This is a genomic window from Dictyobacter alpinus, from assembly GCF_003967575.1.
GTDB lineage: Bacteria > Chloroflexota > Ktedonobacteria > Ktedonobacterales > Ktedonobacteraceae > Dictyobacter > Dictyobacter alpinus.
The window spans coordinates 1,166,492-1,187,348 of record NZ_BIFT01000002.1 but is presented as its reverse complement, the minus strand read 5'-3'; the positions used below and the strand labels follow the sequence as shown (position 1 = coordinate 1,187,348).

General features: G+C 49.7%; 19 protein-coding genes. 7 read left to right on the top strand and 12 right to left on the bottom strand.

The annotated features are described in order from the left end of the window. Positions 1 to 51: 51 nt before the first annotated feature. Positions 52 to 606, bottom strand: coding sequence for a YggT family protein (locus EL633_RS27275; RefSeq protein WP_161982485.1), 555 nt, complete (start codon positions 604 to 606; stop codon positions 52 to 54). Positions 607 to 698: 92 nt separating this feature from the next. Between EL633_RS27275 and EL633_RS37935 the strand changes: the two genes are divergently transcribed. The 5 genes from EL633_RS37935 (at position 699) to EL633_RS27255 (ending at position 5,109) form a co-directional block, all read left to right on the top strand. Beyond that, positions 699 to 833, top strand: a complete 135-nt coding sequence (locus EL633_RS37935) for a hypothetical protein (RefSeq protein ID WP_281275939.1) — start codon at positions 699 to 701, stop codon at positions 831 to 833. A gap of 232 nt (positions 834 to 1,065) precedes the next feature. After that, complete coding sequence (locus EL633_RS27270; RefSeq protein WP_126630425.1) at positions 1,066 to 1,929, top strand: SPFH domain-containing protein; 864 nt, start codon at positions 1,066 to 1,068, stop codon at positions 1,927 to 1,929. A 92-nt stretch (positions 1,930 to 2,021) separates the two neighbouring features. After that, positions 2,022 to 2,966 carry a diacylglycerol kinase catalytic domain-containing protein gene (locus EL633_RS27265; RefSeq protein WP_126630424.1) on the top strand — a complete coding sequence of 315 codons (945 nt, stop codon included), beginning with the start codon at positions 2,022 to 2,024 and terminating at the stop codon, positions 2,964 to 2,966. Between the two features lie 257 nt (positions 2,967 to 3,223). Then, complete coding sequence (locus EL633_RS27260) at positions 3,224 to 4,291, top strand: mechanosensitive ion channel family protein (protein ID WP_126630423.1); 1,068 nt, start codon at positions 3,224 to 3,226, stop codon at positions 4,289 to 4,291. A gap of 89 nt (positions 4,292 to 4,380) precedes the next feature. Continuing rightward, positions 4,381 to 5,109, top strand: coding sequence for a class I SAM-dependent methyltransferase (locus tag EL633_RS27255; protein WP_126630422.1), 729 nt, complete (start codon positions 4,381 to 4,383; stop codon positions 5,107 to 5,109). 18 nt (positions 5,110 to 5,127) lie between these two features. On the opposite strand, the gene EL633_RS27250 is transcribed toward EL633_RS27255, so the two are convergent. From EL633_RS27250 to pdxR, 5 genes are all read right to left on the bottom strand, one after another. Then, complete coding sequence (locus EL633_RS27250; protein WP_126630421.1) at positions 5,128 to 6,531, bottom strand: APC family permease; 1,404 nt, start codon at positions 6,529 to 6,531, stop codon at positions 5,128 to 5,130. A 34-nt stretch (positions 6,532 to 6,565) separates the two neighbouring features. Further along, positions 6,566 to 7,942 carry a D-arabinono-1,4-lactone oxidase gene (locus EL633_RS27245; protein WP_126630420.1) on the bottom strand — a complete coding sequence of 459 codons (1,377 nt, stop codon included), beginning with the start codon at positions 7,940 to 7,942 and terminating at the stop codon, positions 6,566 to 6,568. Between the two features lie 61 nt (positions 7,943 to 8,003). Then, positions 8,004 to 9,215, bottom strand: a complete 1,212-nt coding sequence (locus tag EL633_RS27240; protein WP_126631904.1) for an amino acid deaminase/aldolase — start codon at positions 9,213 to 9,215, stop codon at positions 8,004 to 8,006. Positions 9,216 to 9,369: 154 nt separating this feature from the next. Next, positions 9,370 to 9,867 carry a hypothetical protein gene (locus EL633_RS27235; RefSeq protein WP_126630419.1) on the bottom strand — a complete coding sequence of 166 codons (498 nt, stop codon included), beginning with the start codon at positions 9,865 to 9,867 and terminating at the stop codon, positions 9,370 to 9,372. Between the two features lie 2 nt (positions 9,868 to 9,869). Beyond that, positions 9,870 to 11,297 (bottom strand): MocR-like pyridoxine biosynthesis transcription factor PdxR, encoded by a 1,428-nt coding sequence (pdxR, locus tag EL633_RS27230; protein WP_126630418.1) that lies wholly within the window; start codon positions 11,295 to 11,297, stop codon positions 9,870 to 9,872. A gap of 375 nt (positions 11,298 to 11,672) precedes the next feature. Here pdxR and EL633_RS27225 point away from each other — a divergent pair, with 375 nt between their 5' ends. After that, a complete protein-coding gene (locus tag EL633_RS27225) occupies positions 11,673 to 12,293 on the top strand; it encodes a LysE family translocator (protein ID WP_126630417.1) in 621 nt (206 codons plus the stop codon). Positions 12,294 to 12,320: 27 nt separating this feature from the next. Here EL633_RS27225 and EL633_RS27220 read toward each other — a convergent pair whose 3' ends face one another. The 3 genes from EL633_RS27220 to EL633_RS27210 all read right to left on the bottom strand — a co-directional run bounded on the left by EL633_RS27220 (position 12,321) and on the right by EL633_RS27210 (position 15,501). Next, positions 12,321 to 13,343 (bottom strand): N-acetylglucosamine kinase, encoded by a 1,023-nt coding sequence (locus tag EL633_RS27220; RefSeq protein ID WP_161982484.1) that lies wholly within the window; start codon positions 13,341 to 13,343, stop codon positions 12,321 to 12,323. A 108-nt stretch (positions 13,344 to 13,451) separates the two neighbouring features. After that, positions 13,452 to 14,186: a glucosamine-6-phosphate deaminase gene (locus EL633_RS27215; RefSeq protein WP_126630415.1), complete on the bottom strand. Its 735-nt coding sequence runs from the start codon at positions 14,184 to 14,186 to the stop codon at positions 13,452 to 13,454. 16 nt (positions 14,187 to 14,202) lie between these two features. Then, positions 14,203 to 15,501 carry a family 4 glycosyl hydrolase gene (locus EL633_RS27210; RefSeq protein ID WP_126630414.1) on the bottom strand — a complete coding sequence of 433 codons (1,299 nt, stop codon included), beginning with the start codon at positions 15,499 to 15,501 and terminating at the stop codon, positions 14,203 to 14,205. A gap of 294 nt (positions 15,502 to 15,795) precedes the next feature. On the opposite strand from EL633_RS27210, the gene mdlC reads away from it, so the two are divergent. After that, positions 15,796 to 17,379, top strand: a complete 1,584-nt coding sequence (gene mdlC, locus EL633_RS27205) for a benzoylformate decarboxylase (protein ID WP_126630413.1) — start codon at positions 15,796 to 15,798, stop codon at positions 17,377 to 17,379. Positions 17,380 to 17,592: 213 nt separating this feature from the next. On the opposite strand, the gene EL633_RS27200 is transcribed toward mdlC, so the two are convergent. From EL633_RS27200 to EL633_RS27190, 3 genes are all read right to left on the bottom strand, one after another. Next, positions 17,593 to 18,963: a cytochrome P450 gene (locus EL633_RS27200; protein ID WP_161982483.1), complete on the bottom strand. Its 1,371-nt coding sequence runs from the start codon at positions 18,961 to 18,963 to the stop codon at positions 17,593 to 17,595. A 177-nt stretch (positions 18,964 to 19,140) separates the two neighbouring features. Continuing rightward, positions 19,141 to 19,341, bottom strand: coding sequence for a LuxR C-terminal-related transcriptional regulator (locus tag EL633_RS27195; protein WP_126630411.1), 201 nt, complete (start codon positions 19,339 to 19,341; stop codon positions 19,141 to 19,143). A gap of 233 nt (positions 19,342 to 19,574) precedes the next feature. Further along, entirely contained in the window at positions 19,575 to 20,414 is an 840-nt protein-coding gene (locus EL633_RS27190; RefSeq protein ID WP_126630410.1) for an alpha/beta fold hydrolase, read from the bottom strand. Positions 20,415 to 20,857 lie beyond the last annotated feature (443 nt).

The following is a 20,857-nucleotide window of genomic DNA, read 5'->3' as shown; positions in this document are numbered from 1 at the left end:
TGATGTATTGCGTATGCAGAAGCAGGTATCCTGTCCTGAGAATGGAAAAAGTTAAGAGTTGCGGCGACGGCGTGTCGTCGTTGTTTCGGTGCGGCTTGGAACATTAGGGAAGAGCACAATGCGCACCAATGAAACGATCCCCCAGCCGATCAATGCATAGATCAACATTGCCAGAATTGTGGAAATTTCAAAGACACCAGTGTTTCCAATCGTTTGATCATTGAAAATACCGTTGAAGATGGTCACAAAGGGATGGCTGAGATTATAGAGAAAGTTAATAAACGGACTGGCCTGGCTGGCGCCAAACAGGCGAAAGATGAAACGCAGGCCCAGGATAACTTCCAGCACACCTAATAAAAAGTAAATGACGGAAGTTATCCAGTAGCGTGTATTCGCCATACTCTGGCCGTTGTCCTTATACACCTCTCTACGCTTCTGGACGCGATTACCGGCAGGGTCCTGATATTGTTGCTGCTGACTCTGCATATAAGCATTGCCCTGCTGAATATTCTGCTCAGTCGTTTCGTTATAATCTTGATACGGGTAAGAACCCTGTGGCTGATTGGGGTACTGTGGATCATTGTATGAATTCCGCTGATTAGGCATAGAAAGACCTCCTTTGTCCATTTCGCTAGCCGCGTCGGGCGGCATTCACGATGGTTCTTTGCTGACACTGTGCTAAAAGATATGCCAGCATCATGGATAAGAGCAATGTAGATAATAAAAAAGCTCTTTTATTACACGTATCAAGTCAACAGAAAGAGGCGAAGTTCGGCGCATTTGAGCGCAACCTCCTCGATCAGCGCAATCTCATGCCCGTTTCTTCTGCGTAGACTTCATCGGTCAAACATCCCTCACCACATGGTTTTGTTCCTCTGCTATTCATAAAGTCAAGTATAGAGCACAAACAAGCTAAAAGCAACGACAAAGCAACTTTGCCTCAGGGTTTTTTTATGTTCGCCCGTAGAAAGGTTGACATCTGACATTATCTCAGGTACAGTTATTAGTGTAAATGATACACTAAGTCGGAACCCCTTGAATAATGACAGTGAAAAGAGGACTCGCATGGCTCTATATGCATACTTTAAAGCTGAACCGACTGAATACATCTTTGCCTACTCAAATGGTCGTGTCTTGCAGCAGGGTGCTGGACGCTCATTCTGGTATTGGGGACCCAGTACATCCATTGCAATGATTCCTTTAGCGACCGTGGATACTCCATTCATCTTTAATGAAGCCACCAGTAATTTCCAAGCTGTTACTGTACAGGGTCAGATTACTTATCGTGTGATTGAACCAACCACTATCTCCCAGTTATTGAATTTCACTATTGATCCACGCACGCATAGTTATCGTAGTGAAGATCCAGCCAAACTGAATCAGCGTATCGTGAATATTGTCCAGATGCATACTCGTAATCTGTTGCAACAGCTCTCATTGCAGGATGCCTTGAGGAGTTCAGAGGTACTGGCACGTAATGTTTTTCAGCGTTTATTAGAGGAGAGTGGCCTGACTGGTATGGGGGTAGCCTGTGTGAGTCTGTTTTACACAGCTATCAAAGCTACTCCTGAAATAACCAAGGCCTTAGAGGCTGAACAGCGTGAGGAGTTGCAGAAACGTGCCGATCAAGCGATCTATTCGCGGCGCGCGGAAGCGGTGGAGCAAGAGCGAAAAATCAAGCAAAATGAACTGGCAACCTCAGTGGCCCTTGAAGAGCGACGTAAAGAACTGGTCGCGCTAAAAGGTGAAAACGCTCGCCAGGAAGCCGAGTTTGAGTCCGAGGCTACGCGCATCCGTTTGAATCCTTATCGCGAACTGGCTTCATCACAACTACTGGCATTGGCCTTCCGGCAATTTGCGGACAATGCCCATAAAATTGGTAATTTGACCATCACCTCAGAGATCTTAGAGCAACTACTCAAAGGCTAATAGCTTCTTATGCTGAACAAAACAGACAAGCTTACATTGTATATGTAAGCTTGTCTACTTTACAACGCTCTATGAGCAAAGCGAGAAAGAGTATGGCTGAAATTCAAAGAATTGTGGTGGTCACCAAGAAGACCGCCCTGGAAGAATTGATCTATCGCCTGAATTCACGCGATCAGGCACGTTTCTATCTTGAGCAGAATAAAATATCTTTTAGTGAGTATGAGCAGGCGCATCAGCAGTATCAGCAAGCCATTGCCAGTATCAAGAGACAGTTGCCAGCAACGATAAAGCAGCAGTTTATCGAGCGCGACTTTTTACCTACCTATCAGTTTGATGAGCATGATCTGGTCCTCACCGTTGGTCCTGATGGACTGGTAATCAATACGGCCAAGTATCTCACGACCCAACCCATTCTGGCTGTCAACCCTGACCCCAGCAGGATTGATGGCGTTTTAATTCCTTTTCATTATGAGCAACTACGGACTGAATTAGAGCATGTGCTACGGGGAAAAAAGCGGTTGTCTCATGTATCCATGGTGAAGGCTGAGCTTAATGATGGACAGGTGCTCTATGGCATTAATGATCTCTTTATTGGTCCACGTAGCCATACCTCGGCTCGCTACCAACTGCAATTAGGACGCCAGATCGAATCTCAAATCTCCAGTGGTATTATTGTCTCAACTGGTGCGGGCTCAACTGGTTGGCTGCGCTCTATTACTCACGGTGCCTGCTCTATTGCTCAATATTTTGCTGATAGTAATGCTGTTAAGCCACCAGAGGTTGAGGCACTTGCACTGGGCTGGGAAGCCGAAAATGTCTGGTTTACCGTGCGTGAACCGTTTGTCTCCAGGCTTTCACAGGCAACGATCGTTTTTGGCCAACTGACAAAAGGCCAGGAATTGATCATTACATCCCAGATGCCAGAAAATGGGGTGATCTTTAGTGATGGTATTGAGAGTGACTATCTTTCCTTTCCCTCAGGTTTTATTGCCCGTGTAGGTTTAGCTGAACGTAAAGCCTATCTAGTAGTGCGTTAAGCAAGGAAATATGCGCTATAACTACTGGCTACGCCAAAATTCTAGCAGCAAATAAGACCATTCTCGCTCTTTGCACATCGAGCAACTTGATTTAGAGATTGTATTCCTATTGGTGTTGTATGCCGTACTAAATAAGATGAATGTTTTGTGAAGATTCATCTTATGGGATCTTTGAACTTATTGATATTAGATTTTGACCGCGTCACCGGTTGAACGCACATCTGTAAGAGTGGCCTTAGTACGAAAGGAATTCCTGCATGACAGTTGTTACCGATTGGGGAACAGCAATTATTAGCGCATTGGCTAATGCTGTCAATTTAATATTGGGATTTATTCCCCGGCTGATTGGTTTTGCTCTTATCTTACTGGTTGGTTGGTTGATTGCTACGTGGGTTAGCAAAGGCATAACCCTCCTGTTACGTAAGATAGGCTTTGACCGACTTGGTGATCGCATTGGTCTGAGCCGTTTTGAGCAAAATATGAATATCAGTATGGATGCCGCAGGCTTGCTGGGGCGTCTGACCTACTGGTTCATTATCCTGATTTTCCTTGTACCAGCCGCTGATGCGCTGGGTGTACCAGCCGTAAGCAATGTTCTGAACAGCATTGTGAACTTCCTGCCAAATGTGTTTGTCGCTATCCTGGTACTCTTCTTAGGCACCCTGCTGGCAGTCTTTGTGTCTGACCTTGTAAGAGGCGTAACCGCATCCGCTAATGTCGGTAATCCCAGTGTTTTCGCCGCCATTGCTCGCTACCTGATCATTGGCTTTGCCGCCCTTATCGCTCTGGAGCAATTGAATATTGCGCCTACATTGATCAATGAACTCTTCGGAGCCATCGTAGCTGGCGCGGCCCTGGCATTCGGTCTGGCATTTGGCCTGGGTGGTCGTGATGCGGCACAGCGTGTCCTTGCTCGTACCGAAGGTACCGTCAATGCATTTAGCAGCGCCGCCGCTGAAGGGAAACTCAACGTAAACACACGCCAGCCAGTCAGCGCTCCTGCTGACCCCTATGCACAGTCACAGGCGCCAGCTTATAACCCACAGGTTCAACAGCAGCAGCAGGCGCCAGCTTACAATCCTCCAGTGCAGCAGCAGCAGGTGCCAGCTTATAACCCACAGGTTCAACAACAGCAGGCGCCAGCTTATAATCCTCCAGTTCAACAGCAGCAGCAGGCGCCAGCTTACAATCCTTCAGTTCAACAGCAACAGGCGCCAGCTTACAATCCCCAACAGCAGGATGCCCAATCATATGAGAGTCCCACTCAGCGCATCTCACCGAACGACGCGTCACGTCAGGTACCACCATATGATCAACAGCGCTAAAGATCAACGTGTGTTGACTGTTTTTAGCTAAAAAGAGGATATCGGGTATCATCATACCTGATATCTTCTTTTATTGTGAAAGGAAAGTTATGGCTGATTTAAATAATTCAGACGCGATAAAAGCCTGGTCTAGGATGCCTGAAGAAATTATTGAGGGATTTGGCGAGGAAGGGGATGCGACACGCAAGCATTTGTTAAATCCGGTGGTTTTTTCTTTACTGGGAGAGGTGCGTGGTAAGGCTATTCTGGATGCTGGTTGTGGGCAGGGGTATCTTTGCCGCTTGCTGGCGAAACGAGGTGCCAGTATGACTGGCGTCGAGCCTGCGGATGGCTGGTATACCTATGCGTGCCAGCGAGAAGAACATGAAGGGCTTGGTATTGACTATCTTCAGGCGGATCTCTCCTCGGTGCCTGTGCCGGCAGAGAAATTTGATTACGTGATTGCCAACATGGTCCTGATGGATATTCCTGCTTATCTGCCTGCTCTACGAACATGCATCACCGCACTTAAGCCAGGCGGTGGATTCATTATTTCCCTTTTGCACCCCTGTTTTGAAGAGCCAGGTTCAGCCTGGAATGACAAGGGATATGTTGAGACACGGGATTACTTTCAGGAAAGGACCGTGAAACAAACATATGGGCATTTTGTGCATCGTCCATTAAGCTTTTATCTGAATAGTCTTATTCAGGAAGGCTGTGCCATTCAGCAGTTTATCGAACCTCAACTGGATCAGGCGACAGCCCAGCAACTTCAAGCCCAGCGCTACTATTATGTTCCCGGCTACCTTGTGATTTATGCGACACGGCTAGCTGTATAATTTTATTGTATTGCTCCCTTATGCTTGTGTGAGCTGTTTGCGCATACGTATAATCAGGATTCCGCCTATGAGCAGCCAGGTGCCGACGATTACAGGTACAAAGACGAGTGGGGCTGGTCCTGGTGAAATAAAGGCGGCAATAAATATGGCTGCCATTAACATTGTACTGATAATAGGGATGAGTCCATGGCGTACTAGATGAAACTGACCACGGCGTTGACGTCTGAAGAAACGGATGCAGGCGATATTTACCAGGATATAGATTGGTAGGATTAACAGGGCGTCGAGTGTGCCCAGCAATGAGAAGGCCGTGATTGGCGTTAACAAGATACCCAGGGGAATCCCACAAATCAAGGCGAAGACGCAGAGCAGGGTGATCGCACCGATAGGCGTCTGGTGTATGGGATGGGCCAGAGCGGTCCAGCGTGGGAGCAGGCCATCGCGTCCGACGGTATAGATAATGCGTGCGCCGCCGTTGATAATTGCCAGGGCAGCACTAAAAAATGAGAGGGTGCCAGCCAGATCGATGATACTGGCGAAAATACTCCCGCTAAAATGCCGTCCAATGGTATCAAAAGGCGCAGGATCATTGGCATAGCCGGTCGCCATCTGCTGGATGCCATAGCCGATGGTGGCTGCGTAGGCCATCAGGATATAAAAGATACCCACGACCAGCATGGAACCAAATACCGCACGTGGTATATTCTTATGTGGATCAGCGGTCTCCTCTCCCAATGTAGCTGCGGTTTCAAAGCCAATAAAACTCAGTACCGCTAGAATAATACCTACAGTTAGATCTCCGCCTTTAGGAACCTGACTGACACTGAATGGCGCCAGGCTTAATCCTCCCTGATTACCCACATGGAAAAAAACCAGGGCAGCCAGGATCAGGCAGATGCCCATTTCAAAGACCAGCAATGTCATGTCAACCTGTAGCGATTGACGAATACCTGTATAGCAGAGGGCAAAGACGATGCCAACGGCCAGCACAAACCAGAAGATCCAATTGATATTCAGGCCAAACCAGCGTGACACCAGAACCTGGATATTGGCACTCATCAGCACAAAAGAGTAGGGGGCTCCAACGGCTACGGCGGCCAATCCCAACCAGCCAGTGAGAAAGCCCCAGGCAGGATTGAGCCCTTCACGCACATAGGTATAGGCTGAGCCACTGGAAGGAAGTTCACGAGATAATTCACTATATTGATTGGCAACCAGTAGCGCGACGATAAAACCAATGACATAGCAGAGAGGAATTGCCGCCCCGACTAGTCCAGCCTGGGGAATAGTATTAAAGAAGATCGAGGCCGCCGGCGACATCACCGCGACCGAGATTACTACCGCATGGCGCAGACCTAAAAAGCCTTTGCCAAGGGTAGATCCTGCGGACCGGACTGGAACAGGAGACGATGCATCATTCATAAGTGCACTCCTATATAGATATAGAGCATAGATATTAAGAGGATTGAGACTCTGTGCTGTCCTTTAATGCTGTAGCTTGAAAAGAGTGGCTGCTAGGAAGCGTCTCAATAGCAAATAAGCGTTGTAGATAGTCATTAAGAAAAAGTCCGTGTGGATCAAGTTCTGCGCGGATACGTTTGAAGTCATCCCAGCGTGGATAAAGTTGTGCCAGACTGGAGCCGTTCTGCGTATGCATCTTTCCCCAATGCGGTCGGCCCTGATAGCGTTTGAAGATCTCCTCAATCTGTTGAAAATACTCGCGATACGGCATGCCTCGGTACATATGTACCGCGATATAGGCTGAAGGGCGTTGATAGGCGGGACTCAGCCAGATATCATCTTCATGCACAAAACGACATTCAACGGGAAAATGCACACGGGTCTGCTGGCGTGTAATACTCTCTTTAATCTCAGCCAGTACAGTGGAAAAATGTTCAGCCGGAATATTGTATTCCATCTCTTGAAAGCGCACCATGCGTGGTGTGGCATATAAACGGTGACTATAATCTACCTCTTTGACCGACGCAACACCCAGCGCCGAAATATGGCTGATAGATTTTGATGCTGAAGGGAACAGGCGACAACTCTCAGAAAGCAGCCAGTAGAGTCCATTCTCTAGCACTACCTTATTAAAGCGGCCCCACAGATTACTCCCCGTCACTGTCGCCGTTGTTTCATTTAAAAACTTGGTCTGTACGGCCTCGGTATGCGGGAACCAGTAAAACTCAAAGTGATTATTCTTATTCTTATAGTCTTCAATTTGTGCCAGACAGGAGCTGAGCGTTTCACGTCGGCTTTCAAAATGAAGCTTTTTAGCGGGGACGACGCGTAGTTTTACTTTGACGATGATCCCGAGCATACCCAGGGAGACCTGGGCGGCTTTGAAGATCTCTGGATGCTGTTCATTTGAGCACTCAAGGATCTCTCCATTGGCCGTTATCAATGTGAAGCCCTCGATCTGGGTAGATAGGGAGCCAAACTGGATGCCTGTCCCATGGGTGCCAGTGCTGATGGCGCCGGCGATACTCTGCACATCAATATCACCCAGATTTTCTTGCGCCATCCCCTGAGCCAGTAAGTCCGCGCCTAACCTTTTGAGTCGTGTTCCAGCCAGGACTATGGCGGTGCTACTTGCGGCATCTACCGACTCAATGCCTTGAAGCTTATCCAGAGATAACAAAATATCATTGGTTTTCACCAGGGGCGTAAAAGAATGTCCTGCCCCTACCACACGCACATGGCGTCCTGCGCGGTTATAGCTGCCAATCAAGCGGGCAAGCTCCTCGATGCTCGATGGTTGTACGAATTGACGAACGTGGGATTGGATAGAGCCAGACCAGTTGTGCCAGTTGTATGTTTTTTCTAGCGCCATAAGATGAGCATCTCCTCAATTAAAATGTGTGGGCGGTACTGAAATAGTTGTCATCCTGGTGTTATAGAAAGCATTGTCCATCGCCACGATAGGTCGAAATTTCGTCGACTATGGTGCCATTGGTGACCAGTAACAGGGTGCTAAAGCGTTCACAGAGTTCGCCAGCTTTACTGTGGCGCAGAAAGATGGGATCACCTGGTTTCAAGTTCAAAGGACCTGTGTAGTGAATAGGGGTCTGTACCTCGCCGGCCCCTTCTAAGGGTTCAAGGCGTGCTCCACCTGGGAGATAGGGTTGAGGTTGTTTGTCTTTCGCCGTGGCACCGGATGCGATATAGCCGCCGCCCAGACAGGTATAAATAGTGGGATGAGCCTGGCGCACGATCTCAATGGCAAAGCCAGCGGCGGGCTGATAACGGAAGTCCCGATAATTGTCAAAGAGGGCTGGTGCATAGAAGCCTGAGCCAACGGTGATCTCAGTTACGCCAGCCTCTGCGCGGGTAGTGTGGAGACTACCCGTTCCACCGCCATTTACGAAACGCAGTGGGGGAAGTTGATAACTCTCGATCAGCTTGAGCGCACCGGCCCTGCGTAGCGCAACCTCGCGAATCGAACGTTGCTTAAGATAGCGCACCAATCGATTTTTGGCCGCACTTTTGGGATAATGATCTCCCAGACCTGCAACCTGAGCCTCATAGCCCATAATTCCGGCCAGCACTACATGTGGGGCTGCGACAATACTGTTCAATACAGGACGTAACTGTTCCGCTGTTCGCAATGGACTACGCCAGACGCCAAAATGGAGTCCAGGCAAACTCAAGGCCATATCCAGGTCCAGACACACAGGAAGACACACATTATGCTGGCTGGCGACCTGCTCAATCTGTTGAATATGCTCAACACTGTCGATCATCAAGGTAATCTGAGCACCATCAGTAGTGGCCCGGGCCACGTCTGCTATATCTTGCGCATGCCAGGTTGGATAGCCAATCAGCAAATCTTGCAATCCCTGAGCTGCCAGATAGACTGCTTCACGGGCCGTAAAGCACATAATCCCCTGGAAACACGCATCGGCTGCCAGGATACGTTTTAAGACTGCGACACTACGGATGGACTTGGAGGCGATGCGTATCTTTTTGTCTCCAGCACGGCTGATGATCTGCTGGATGTTTTGCTCCAGCAGATCCAGATCCAAATAGGCAAACGGTAATCTACGGCCTGCGAAGACCTTTTTATAGTATTCATAGTCGCGTGCTATGGTGCTACGAGATGCCATGGGTGCGGGTGAATCTGTGGATATGTTCACTGGCAGGCTCCTTTACGCTATACTGCTGGCTAAGTGCTTCCTTGCTCAGCTTAAATAAAGCGTAACCTTTTAAAAAGGATAAGTCAAGGAAATGCCAGCAGAACCAACGTAGCGAGCCAAAAAATTACTTGATGCGTTTCCACTCGGCTAACTGACTACGCAATTCTGTCACTAATTGTTCTGGTAAGCCTACAAAGAGTCCCTGCCCGTTAGTATCAAGGATACGGTTCAGGAAGGTACGTTGATCCAGTTCGACCGTCCCGGTAACTTTGATAGGTGGTGGCCCTGGCACGATCCACAATTTACCATGGCGGGCCAACAATGCAAGTTCCTCCTGATATTGAGAGACTTTGAAGGCCAGTTGGATGATCATCGGGGCTGGTTGTTGCACCTCGATGCGTAATCCAATCTGCATTGTATGCTTGCCTGGATTCGCATACCACCAGGTACAGAGCGCCTCGCTCTCCTCCGACTGTTTTGTGGAAGACAATACAGCCAGGTCAGGTCGATCTGAAATATCTACCCAGATAACCTCGAAAATCTGTTGCTGTAGCTGCATCTGACTGATCTCATCTATCGGAAGCGCCTCTCGTCGTAATTCATCAATGCTGCGCTCTTCCATTTTTACCTTCTTTCTTTTATAGCAGGGACTTCTTGTAGAAGCTGGCCTAATTGTTTTAGACTGGTTTTGATGGCGACTTCAGACAAGGCTGCGTATCCCATCACAAGTGCCGCTGGAGCAGAGGGGGCTGGCTGGCAATAACTGTGCAAACCATAGAGCCCAATACTGCTGGAACTCGCTTGCGCAATAATTTTTTCTTCACTGATTGCATCTGGTAGCGTCACCACGACATGCAGCCCAGCCGCGATCCCTTGAATTGCTGCGCCTGGAATATGTTCGATGACAGATGTTACCAGAATATCACGTCGATTGCGATAGATTTGTCGCACACGACGTAAATGCCGGTCGAGCTGTCCGTCTGCCAATATCAGTGAAAATGTCAGCTGGTCCAGTACCGACGAGCTCAGGTCTGTGTAGCGTTTGGCCTCGATCATCTGAGGAAGGAGCCGATCAGGCACGATGAGCCAACCGATACGTAGAGCGGGCGCGAGCATTTTACTCACGGAACCGCCATAGATAACATGGTCTACATCCAGACCTTGCAAGGCTCCAACCGGAGCGCGATCATAGCGATATTCAGCATCATAATCATCTTCAATAATAAAGGCATCGTGTGTACGGGCCCAGTGCAATAATGCCTGTCGGCGCGCGGGTGAGAGCACCACACCTAGCGGAAATTGGTGCGCGGGTGTGATCAATACGGCCTGTGCATTTGACTGCATCAATGCATCTACCTGTATTCCCTCGGCATCCACAGGAATCCCTATTACTTCCAGACCGGCCTGACGAATTAAGGCGCGTTGCCCACTATGGGTTGGCTCTTCCATTGCCAGCCTGGTCAGACCGCGAGCTTTTAAGACCTGACACAGCAAGCTTAATCCCTGAGCAAACCCAGTTGTAAGGAGTAGATGGGCTGGATCTGTAATGGTGCCACGCGCCCGGCGTAAATATGCCGCGATTTCATGGCGTGCCTCTAGCGCACCGCGTGGATCTCCATAGTCGAGCAGGCTAGCAGGCGTTGTCTGTAACACCTGTCGCATCGCTGCCCCCCAGGCAGTACGCGGAAACAGCCTGGTATCTGGTATGCCAGGACGAAAATCATAGTGCATAGAGATTGGTAACTCTGATGTATCGGAGTTTGTTGCCGGATCATGTTTAGCCAGTATTGCGACCCTGGTGCCGGAGCGTGGTCGACTGGTTAGATAACCTTCCGCGATCAGTTGCTCGTATGCCTCCACGATGACATTGCGCGAGACAGCCAGATCGTGAGCTAACAGACGGGAGGCCGGCAAGCAGGATTCAGCGGCTAATGTGCCAGTCTGAATCGATGTTCGCAGACTGGTGATGATCTGTTGCGTGAGGGATTGGCCTGAGCCACGTTCAAGTGTAATCAACACGTCAGGTGAAAATGTGGCCTGTTTTTTGGGCATAGAATTGGTCCTTTCAAACTGACCAGATGCTGTTTACAGTATATACCAGGAAGCACATAAATTTCATCATGGTAAAAAGGGTGCTTGCAGAAAAGCTCCGCTATATGCTACACTGCTTTTTAATTCGTCGGGATCTTTGAACCGCACGAAGCATAGGGAGTTTGATGGATCACAATAGTTTACGCTCACAGAGCATTACCATTGGCGCGCAGCAACAAGGAAACCAGCCCGAGCGGAGGTCTGGTCTAGCGCGCATGCTCTTAACTCCCTGACAAAAAAGTAGTAGACGCTCTTATCGCCAGACCTTTTATGAAAGGTCTGGCGACTTTTTTTTGCGTCAGGGCACGTATGGTTTTATGAGGAGTGGAAAAGGCTATGGACACCAGTTTTTTTCTCAGAGGTTTATTCATAGGTCTTTCAGTGGCGGCCGTGGTAGGCCCAATGAGTATCTTATGCATCCAGCGCACACTACAAAGGGGTCTGCGCTATGGTTTGATTTCTGGACTCGGCGTGGCGAGCGCCGATGGTCTCTATGGCATGATTGCTGGTTTTAGCTTAACTGTCATTGCCACGTTCCTCATCAACCAGCAGACCTGGATTCGGATTGTGGGCGGTCTCTTCTTGATCTATCTCGGCGGCAAAACAGTTTTGACAAAGCCTGCTGAGAAGGCTGCGACAGCGACGGGAACGCCGAGTTTCGTGGGAGCCTACCTCTCTACCTTTTTACTTACCCTGACGAATCCACTCACAATTCTCTCGTTCGCCGCCATTTTCGCTGGATTGGGAGTGGGTAGCACGCAAAACAGTATTATGACTGCTCTCCTGGTTGTCATCGGTGTTTTTCTTGGCTCGACCTTCTGGTGGCTTCTGCTAATCAGTGGTGTCAGCTTGATACGAGACAGATTTACTTCACAATGGATGCTCTGGATTAATCGGATCTCAGGCATTGCCATTATCATCTTTGGCTTAGTGGCACTCTTTAGCCTCAAGAGATAGCTATCACGTGTCCATAACTGGGATGGATTAGCCTCGTGTATCAAAGAGTGTGGCATTGGGCTGAGTGGCGATGAGTTGGGTGCGCACTGTCTCGGTAATTGGGATGCCACTCAGTTCCAGGGCGCTAAAGAGGACACCAATAATGGGTTCGAATTGCGCTCGTGCAGGTTGAGCGTTGGGCGCTACCTGGCGGACGCGTTCGACAATGGTGTCTACTAGCTGTGATGACGTGTGACGAAAGACTCCACCGGCCAGGATCAGTGGAAATGGCCTCTGTGTGATGGCTACACGGCGGGCCGCAACGATTGCATAATCACCTAATGACCAGCCATGTTGTTGGATAATGCGGCGGGCCACCGTATCTCCTGCGTCCGCTTCATCGAGAAGAATGGGGGTCAGTCCGTCGATACGCGGTATATTTGACGTATGTTTTTCGCGTCTGGTCAGGGTATGTAAAACATCCTCAACCGTATCCAGACCAAAGTAGTTCAAGACACGGTTTGTCAGGATGGTTGGCTCTTCCAGACCAAGTTCAGCACGAACTACGGTATTGAGCACATTCTTGCTGAGATCGACGCTACCTTGCGTACCTTGCCAGAAACTGGCATGCCAGACTCGTCCACCGGGTCCGCGCGCACCGGTGGTACAACCAGTGCCGCAGACCACTGAGACTCCAATATTCTCAATTGAGCCTGCATGCAGGATGCCCAGGGCGTCGTTCTGGATAACAATCGTCTGACCAAAATGACGCTCTTGCATCGCGGCTTGTAGCAGGGCAAAATCCTCTGGCCAATCAGCGCCCGCCAGATTAAAAACTGACGTGAGCACTTGATCTAGCGTGATCTGTGCATGCTGTAGGGCCTGTGTGACGGCATCCGTGATATTGTTGATGGCCGTAGTGACCGCGGTTGCACTACGTGTAGAGGTGCTAAAGCTATGATAGATATCACCACAGCCACTCCGGCCGGACCCTATGATACGGCCATCCAGCGTGGCGATCAGCGCAATGGTTTTGGTATTGCCACCATCGACACCCAGAATATAAGGCATAGATATGCATCCTCTCTCCGCTAATAGCATGTGGTCTGTTCTATTGCTGACAGCTCGCTTGTGTTTTGAGTCGTTGTCCACGCAAAATGTTCGTACAGGAAAAGTTGTTTATGGGATTTCGTCCTCGTTGGGCCAGGCATCATGATCGGCGATAATGGTTATATTGGCTATTTGTTGTAGATAGGATGATGGGATCTCCTCTGTGACTGGTCCTTTGACGGTCTGCCAGAGAATCTCGCGTTTATGTGCGCCTGAGACCAGTAGGAATATGTGACGGGCCGCAAGAAGATGGTTCATGCCACAGGTCAAGGCCTGTTCAGGTACTGTTTGCTCGCCCCAATAAGCTGCGTTACTGGCTAGCGAGGCGGGTGTCAATGTAACCTGGCGTGTAGGATCGATACTTCGGGTTGGTGGCTCATTAAAGCCCAGATGCCCATTTGGTCCTAGCCCCAGTATAGCCAGCTCAAAGCCTCCGGCGGCGTGAACCGCCCGGTCATAATCTCGACAGGCGGCGGCTGTATCGTCGAGGTCACCGCGTAGACGTGTGATACTTGCCGCAGGTAGCTGAAGGGGATCAAGGAATGCTCGTTTGCTCCATCCATACAGAGAACGGGGATCATCTGCGGCCACTCCCACATATTCATCTAATTGAAAAGGTTGAAGAGAGGATACATTTATGTGTTCCTGCTGTACCAGTGAAGCCAGTTCCTGATAGGCTTGTAATGGTGTGTTGCCGGTCGCTACCACCAATGCAGCCGTGGGCTGCTGCTGGATGAGATCAGCGATCAATCTGGCAGCCTTCTGGCTCATCGTGGTATGATCTTTTGTCACAACGATATGCATAGTTGTATCTTTTCCTTTATTTCAGCAGGCGTGCTGGTAGATGTTCCTGGAGCGCGGCCGCCATCTCATCATAAATAGTTTCAGCTTTATGCAAGGAATGGACCAGCGGATTGCTGGCCAGTGCCTGAATGGCCTGTTTGCGATTCCCTGTCCAGGCCGCCTCGGCTGCCAGTGCCTGATATTCACCTAGCATCTTGACCAGGCCACGCACCTGTCGAGGGAGATGTCCCTGGACCAAAGGTGTAATGCCGCTACGATCCACAAAACCAGGCATCTCCACCACCAGATCATCAGGAAAATCTGCGAGTGCTCCCCGATTGGGCATATTGACATACCAGATCTCCTTGCGATCATTGTAGATGGCATCCATCACATCAATGGCCAGTTCCAATTCATGGATGCCGCCACGTGAACGTTCAGGATCCAGTTCAGGCACAGCGCTCTCGGCTTGTTCGCGATAGTGTTGCCAATAATCGTCGACATTGGCCATGATATCCTGTGAACGCGTGGTGGGTTTCTGTTGCAGTTCTGCCAGAATTTCGTCTTTATAATAATAATACTGGAAATAATTGTTGGGTAAGGAATCCATGGTGCACGCCAGTTCAAGCATACGTAGCGTCTGGTAGGGAACGCTATTATCCGCGCGCATGCGCTCATAGGCTGCTTGCAACAGGGGCATGAAATCCTGTCCTTTATACTGATGGCGAATCGACCATGAGCCATGGTTTAAACCGATGGAGACCGCGTCCAATTCGGCTGGTTCTATTCCCGCCAGGCGTGCATAGCGGTCATTAAACATGATTGGACCCTCACAGAATGAATATGTTTCGATCTGTGTATGATGTGTTATTGCCTCGGAGACAAGATTGATGGGATTGGTATAGTTGAACAGGATCGCATGGGGACAGATCTCTTCCATGTCCTGGATAATATCCTTCATGACATGGATGCTGCGCAGCGCCATAAAAAAGCCGCCTGGTCCCTGAGTTTCCTGGCCGATGACGCCATGTTTTAAAGGGATACTTTCATCCAGATACCGGGCCTCAAAGCCCCCAGGCCGATAACTGGTGAGGACCGCATTACAGCCCTGGAGTCCCGCGCGCCGATCTGTGGTGGCTGTAACCGTGATATCCAATCCCCTGGCACGAGCCATCTTCTGGGCTATCTTTTGGACAATCTGTAGCCGTTCTGCATTAAGATCAATCAGCACGACTTCAGATCCATCAAAATTTTCGCCCTGATGAATAAATGAAGCCATTGTTCCAGCCCCACGCGTACTACCACCACCAATATAAGCTAGCTTGATACGAGCCATTATCAACTCCCTCCTGTATGAGAAAACGCCAACTTTGCGGATTATCTTTGCTGAGATCCAGTGTTTATTGAATCCAATGCAACTATCGTCGAAGGATAGAATGTCATATGTTGCTTTTCTGGTTATATATTAACATATGTAAATTGATCGGGCAGCAGAATCTCAACTTAGAGCGCAATGCCCGCTGATATCAGCCATGGATGAGTGTGGATCTTCTGGGCTAGCATGTGAGTACAGGTAAGTAGTATATATATAATAGGCAATGTTGCTTTTTTGAGTGAGAAAGGAAAAATCATGGCTACAGTGCGAGAGGAAACTTTTCGTCTGCTGCGTTCGCTAGGAATGACGACTATTTTTGGCAATCCTGGTTCGACTGAACTGCCATTTTTGCGCGATTATCCACAGGATTTTCGCTATGTGTTGGGATTACAGGAAGCCTCTGTGGTCGCGATGGCGGATGGATATGCTCAGGCTAGCGGGCAGGCGGCATTCGTTAATCTACATACCGCGCCCGGTGTGGGTAATGCTATGGGAAGTATTGTGACCGCTTTTTGTCAGCATACCCCACTAGTGATTACGGCGGGACAACAGGTGCGCCCGATGATGGCATTGGAGCCGTTACTTTTTGCCCGTGAAGCTACCGAACTACCAAAGCCATATGTGAAGTGGAGTTATGAGCCAGCACGTGCACAGGATGTGCCGGCCGCGATTGCGCGTGCGTATTATATTGCCTGCCAGCAGCCACGCGGACCCGTGTTCCTCTCTATCCCCATGGATGATTGGGATGTTGAGGTTGAGCCGCTTGCCGTGCGCGAGGTCAGTCTGCGTACTGCTCCGGATCCGGCGGACCTGCAAGCGGTGGCGAAGCAATTACAGGATAGTCAGAAGTTAGCGCTGGTAGTAGGTGCCGAGGCTGATCGAGATAATGCCTGGGAAGCGCTGATCGCCTTAGCTGAACGTACCCATGCGGCTGTCTGGCGGGCTCCGCTGTCGCCAAGGGTTGGTTTTCCTGATAACCATCCTTTCTTCCAGGGTGATCTACCACCGGTGACTAAGATGGTCAGTGATAAACTGGCTGACTATGATACCGTGCTGGTCGTGGGTGCACCTGTCTTTCACTATTATCCATATGTGCCCGGTGCCATCATCAAGGAGGGTACAAAAGTAATCCATATCAGCAATGATCCTGATGAAGCCGCTCGTATCCAGGTTGGCTGGAGTCTGGTGGGCAATATTGCTCTAACTATTGAGCAATTGTTGCCGCTGCTCTCCGCCTCCGAGCACGTCAAGCCAGCGGTGCGCCCGCAACCAAAGATACCAGTGGCCCAGACACCTATCCCGCCAGCCTTTGTGATGCATACGCTCAGTCAGGTATTGCCAGAGGATGTCGTAGTGCTCGATGAATCTCCCTCCACCGCTGGTATTTTGCGTAAGTATATCCAGGCCACACAGCCAGGAAGTTTCTATTTGACCGGTAGTGGTGGACTTGGTTTCGCTATGCCAGCGGCGATAGGGGTAAAGCTGGCTCTGCCTCAGAGGCCAGTGGTTGCCGTGCTAGGAGATGGATCAAGCATGTACTCGATCCAGTCCTTATGGACAGCGGCCCAGTTGAAGTTACCTGTGCTCTTTGTGATCCTGCGCAACAACACCTATGCGATCCTGAAAGCCTTTGCCCAATTTGAAAAAGTTGGCGAACAGATCCCTGGTCTGGACCTACCAGATCTCGATATCATCAAACTGGCCGAAGGCTTTGGCTGTCATGCCCAAAGGATCACCCGGCCTGAGGAACTGGCGCCAACCATCCAACACCTCCTTCAAGGGAATACGCCATCAGTGCTGGAGGTAGTAGTAGATCCCAATGGTTCATCTTTATTGTAGGCTGACCCACCTGGCCTGTCAGTGTTTTTGTGATAGTTGGATACAATGTGTGATATAAGTAGCGTTTATCCATCAGGAACTTTAATAGAACAGCAGGAGGAACACCTGATGTTTTCCTCCTGCTGGCACTTTTCTCACCAAATATGAAGCACGACCGCAAGCAGACAAGCCCCGGAGTCCCCAACACATTTGGCACATTTAGCATAAAAGGCGTCATGAGCGTGGTTCTATGTGAACGAAGAGACCTCCTTTGGGGCGCAGAGTCACTAATTGCTCGGCGATGACCTGGCTATTGGGCAAAGGATATACGCGGTAGCGCTGGGCTATAGTGGCCAGGATGAGCGTGGCCTCCATCAGGGCGAAGTTGTTTCCGATACATTGGCGTGGTCCACCGCTGAAAGGGAAGTAGGCAAATTGTGGTCGGCCTGCCGAGCGTTCAGCGGTAAAGCGCTCTGGGTCAAACTGCTCGGGATGCTCCCAGTACGCAGGATGGCGATGCACAACATATGAGCTGGCAACCATATTGGCTTTAGCGGGAATACGGTAACCACAGATCTCGTCATCTGCGATACAGGTGCGGGGAACACCGGTAGTGGGTGGATAGAGACGCATGGTCTCGTCAATGATCATACGCGTGTAGGCCAGCTTCGGTAGGTCTTCAAAGGTAGGGGTATGTCCGCTGAGCGTGCTCTCGATCTCTTCATGCATACGCCGTTCGGACTCAGGATTTTGTGAGAGCAGATACCAGGCCCAGGTAAGCGTGGTTGCTGTCGTCTCGTGTCCAGCCAGCAACATGGTCATGATTTCGTCGTGGAGCTGCTTATCGCTCATGCCCTCGTCAGTATCACCATCACGTGCCTGGAGGAACATGGAGAGCAGGTCGCCCTTATCCTCGTTCGAATTCCGCCGCTCCGCGATCAGTTTATAGACAAAGCGATTCAGTTGTCCGCGTGCCTCCTGATACTCACGGTTCCGCCTGGTGGGTACAAAGAGTGGAGGCATAATATGAGAGAGGCTGTGCTGGAGATAGCCAAGGGTGCTCCCAAATGCGGCGCCAATCTGATCGGCATCCTGTGTGACATCGATGCTGAACAGGGCCTCCGCGACAATCTGGAGGGTAATCCTCATCATCTCATGCAGAAGCTCGAAGCTTTCTTGCCTGTTTTCGTATTCTTGCCAACGCTGGACCGTCTGGTCTGCGGCACGGGTCATCATAGGTGCCAGAGCGGCGATCCGCTGGCGGTGGAAGGCGGGCTGCGCTAGGCGGCGCTGGCGCAGCCAGGATGGTCCATCGATGGTGAGCAGACCGTCATTTCCCAGTAGCGACTCAAAGGTTTTATGCGCAGTGGCCCGTGCATAGTTCTGGCTATTGCGGCGTAACATGTAGTCAATCCCATCAGGATCCGAGATCATGTAGAGATAGATATTTCCCAGCGCGCGAAAACGCACAATGTCACCATACTCGCGGAACATACGCATAAACAGGCCCAGGCTATCTTTTTGTAGCTCGCGCATATGCCCACCAAAGGCCCCATCCTGGGGACCTGGCGCCTCTTTCAAGCTCACACCCTTCGTTTGTGTCATATATGTATCCTCTTCTCTCTTCCTATTCATTCCTGGAAGGTTGCTGTTTTTTGTAGGAGCCTGCCCTTTTCTCCTCATTCACAGCGTTCACTTCTACGAGAACGTCTCAGTTTACGCAGGCCCCTGTACTATTCTAGCAAGTGAGTTGAGGCGTGAGACCCTCCAAAGGAAGGGTTTTCAGGGCTGAAGTAGATGGAGCCGTTGAGCCTGGTGTACGATTCGGAGCCTGGTATGGACGCCGAGCTTGAGAGTCAGGTTTTTCAGGTGCCACTTGACGGTGTTCTGACCAGTGAAGAGCTGTTGTGCAATCTGCTGATTGGTCAGGCCCAGGGCCTGAAGGTGGAGCACTCCACGCACATACGGAGTCCGAAAAGCCATAGACCCTCCTCAATAAAAAGTTACCCATCTGATTGTACTCCAGCTGTGGGTAACTTTTGCAATCTCGATCATTCTTTGTCGGTCTCTGTAAAGATCTTTCAGATATTTTAAATTATGTGGTACAACACGTTTTTTTTGCACCACATAATTTAAAAAGGCGAGAGCGTCGACTCTCGCCTATGCGGAAGTGGTTTGTTTCTTCATGGGATGGGCGTCTGAAAAATTCTCTCCTGTTAGCGCTGGTGGGTTCCAGCCAGGAATGTATTGACTGCATCCATAAATTCAGCAAAATTGCTGCGATGGACATTATGTGAAGCGCCAGGAATCTCTATTGCTACGCTACCAACTGGTAAACGTTGTTGTACTTCTTGCCAGGCCGCCGCATCTAATGTGGATCCCTGGGCTGGATCTGCCCGTATAACCAGCGTTGGCGCTGTAAGCTTACTTAATAAGGGGAGCAACTCACCTTCAGCTTCAGTCTCGGCAAAAACGTTGATGATCGTCTCTTCACTGACTTTGCTGGCCGAATCAATTTTGCCGGCGATATCCTCTTCGGTCCAGTTTGGATTCTGGGTGCTTAAACGGACGCGTAACTCGTCGGCGGGAACTCCGATGTCACTGGTAAAGCGTGCCGCGCGCTTACGTGGGTCTCCATGACCGAAGTTATGGGCAAAATCCTCTAGAATAATGCGTGAGAAATGGATGATGGGTAATTCTTCATGGATGCCGCTGGCAAGCACGAGTGCGGTGGCCCCGCCCCAGGAATGACCGATCAGGATAGGATCCTGTAGTTCGAGGGCCTGAATAAAATACGCAACATCACTGGCCGTTAAGTGTAATGTATAGCCTCCTGCTGTCGGCTTGATACTATCGCCATGCCCGCGCATATCCAGCGCAAATATACGATAGCGATCAGCCAGTGCCGCTCCCACGCGGATCCAACTCTGACTGGAACTGGTAATACCGTGGACTAATACACAGGCTGGTAATTCTCTATGTTCAGCGTTCCAACTTAAATAATGAAATTGGCCCGCAGGCAATGTAATGGTCTGAGATTGGGGAGTATTCGGCATATAAAATTTTCCCTTATGCTATTAAAAACGAGTAAACTACGCTGCTATCTCGAAGAAACAGACCAGCGAGCAGCAGTATAGCCGACGAACATTCTATAAAGGATATAACATAAAACCGAGCAATGTATAGAGCGCTCGGTCAATCTTTACATCTCTCTTTAGAATGGACGTCACTCTGATCGCTTCCTCGTTTGTCCACTATGTTTGCTGAAATGGATACGCCAGACATAGTCAGATGAACCATCACTCCTCTTGACTATTATTGTTCTACCAGAATATTTTTCCTTTAAAAGTGCTGTCACGTTTATATAAAATTCATAAAAATGATTTATTGCTTTTCATATAATTACACTATAAAGATTATGTAATGCAAAATTTGTAAGCTCACCGTCCTTCAGAGTGAAATGGGTTGTAAGGGCCAATAGATTCAACCTGGCGCCTCC

Coding starts and splice junctions, on each gene's coding strand:
- EL633_RS27275 (WP_161982485.1), bottom strand. CDS start 606: ATGCCTAATCAGCGGAATTCATACAATGATCCACAGTACCCCAATCAG.
- EL633_RS37935 (WP_281275939.1), top strand. CDS start 699: ATGGATAAGAGCAATGTAGATAATAAAAAAGCTCTTTTATTACACGTA.
- EL633_RS27270 (WP_126630425.1), top strand. CDS start 1,066: ATGGCTCTATATGCATACTTTAAAGCTGAACCGACTGAATACATCTTT.
- EL633_RS27265 (WP_126630424.1), top strand. CDS start 2,022: ATGGCTGAAATTCAAAGAATTGTGGTGGTCACCAAGAAGACCGCCCTG.
- EL633_RS27260 (WP_126630423.1), top strand. CDS start 3,224: ATGACAGTTGTTACCGATTGGGGAACAGCAATTATTAGCGCATTGGCT.
- EL633_RS27255 (WP_126630422.1), top strand. CDS start 4,381: ATGGCTGATTTAAATAATTCAGACGCGATAAAAGCCTGGTCTAGGATG.
- EL633_RS27250 (WP_126630421.1), bottom strand. CDS start 6,531: ATGAATGATGCATCGTCTCCTGTTCCAGTCCGGTCCGCAGGATCTACC.
- EL633_RS27245 (WP_126630420.1), bottom strand. CDS start 7,942: ATGGCGCTAGAAAAAACATACAACTGGCACAACTGGTCTGGCTCTATC.
- EL633_RS27240 (WP_126631904.1), bottom strand. CDS start 9,215: ATGGCATCTCGTAGCACCATAGCACGCGACTATGAATACTATAAAAAG.
- EL633_RS27235 (WP_126630419.1), bottom strand. CDS start 9,867: ATGGAAGAGCGCAGCATTGATGAATTACGACGAGAGGCGCTTCCGATA.
- pdxR (WP_126630418.1), bottom strand. CDS start 11,297: ATGCCCAAAAAACAGGCCACATTTTCACCTGACGTGTTGATTACACTT.
- EL633_RS27225 (WP_126630417.1), top strand. CDS start 11,673: ATGGACACCAGTTTTTTTCTCAGAGGTTTATTCATAGGTCTTTCAGTG.
- EL633_RS27220 (WP_161982484.1), bottom strand. CDS start 13,343: ATGCCTTATATTCTGGGTGTCGATGGTGGCAATACCAAAACCATTGCG.
- EL633_RS27215 (WP_126630415.1), bottom strand. CDS start 14,186: ATGCATATCGTTGTGACAAAAGATCATACCACGATGAGCCAGAAGGCT.
- EL633_RS27210 (WP_126630414.1), bottom strand. CDS start 15,501: ATGGCTCGTATCAAGCTAGCTTATATTGGTGGTGGTAGTACGCGTGGG.
- mdlC (WP_126630413.1), top strand. CDS start 15,796: ATGGCTACAGTGCGAGAGGAAACTTTTCGTCTGCTGCGTTCGCTAGGA.
- EL633_RS27200 (WP_161982483.1), bottom strand. CDS start 18,963: ATGACACAAACGAAGGGTGTGAGCTTGAAAGAGGCGCCAGGTCCCCAG.
- EL633_RS27195 (WP_126630411.1), bottom strand. CDS start 19,341: ATGGCTTTTCGGACTCCGTATGTGCGTGGAGTGCTCCACCTTCAGGCC.
- EL633_RS27190 (WP_126630410.1), bottom strand. CDS start 20,414: ATGCCGAATACTCCCCAATCTCAGACCATTACATTGCCTGCGGGCCAA.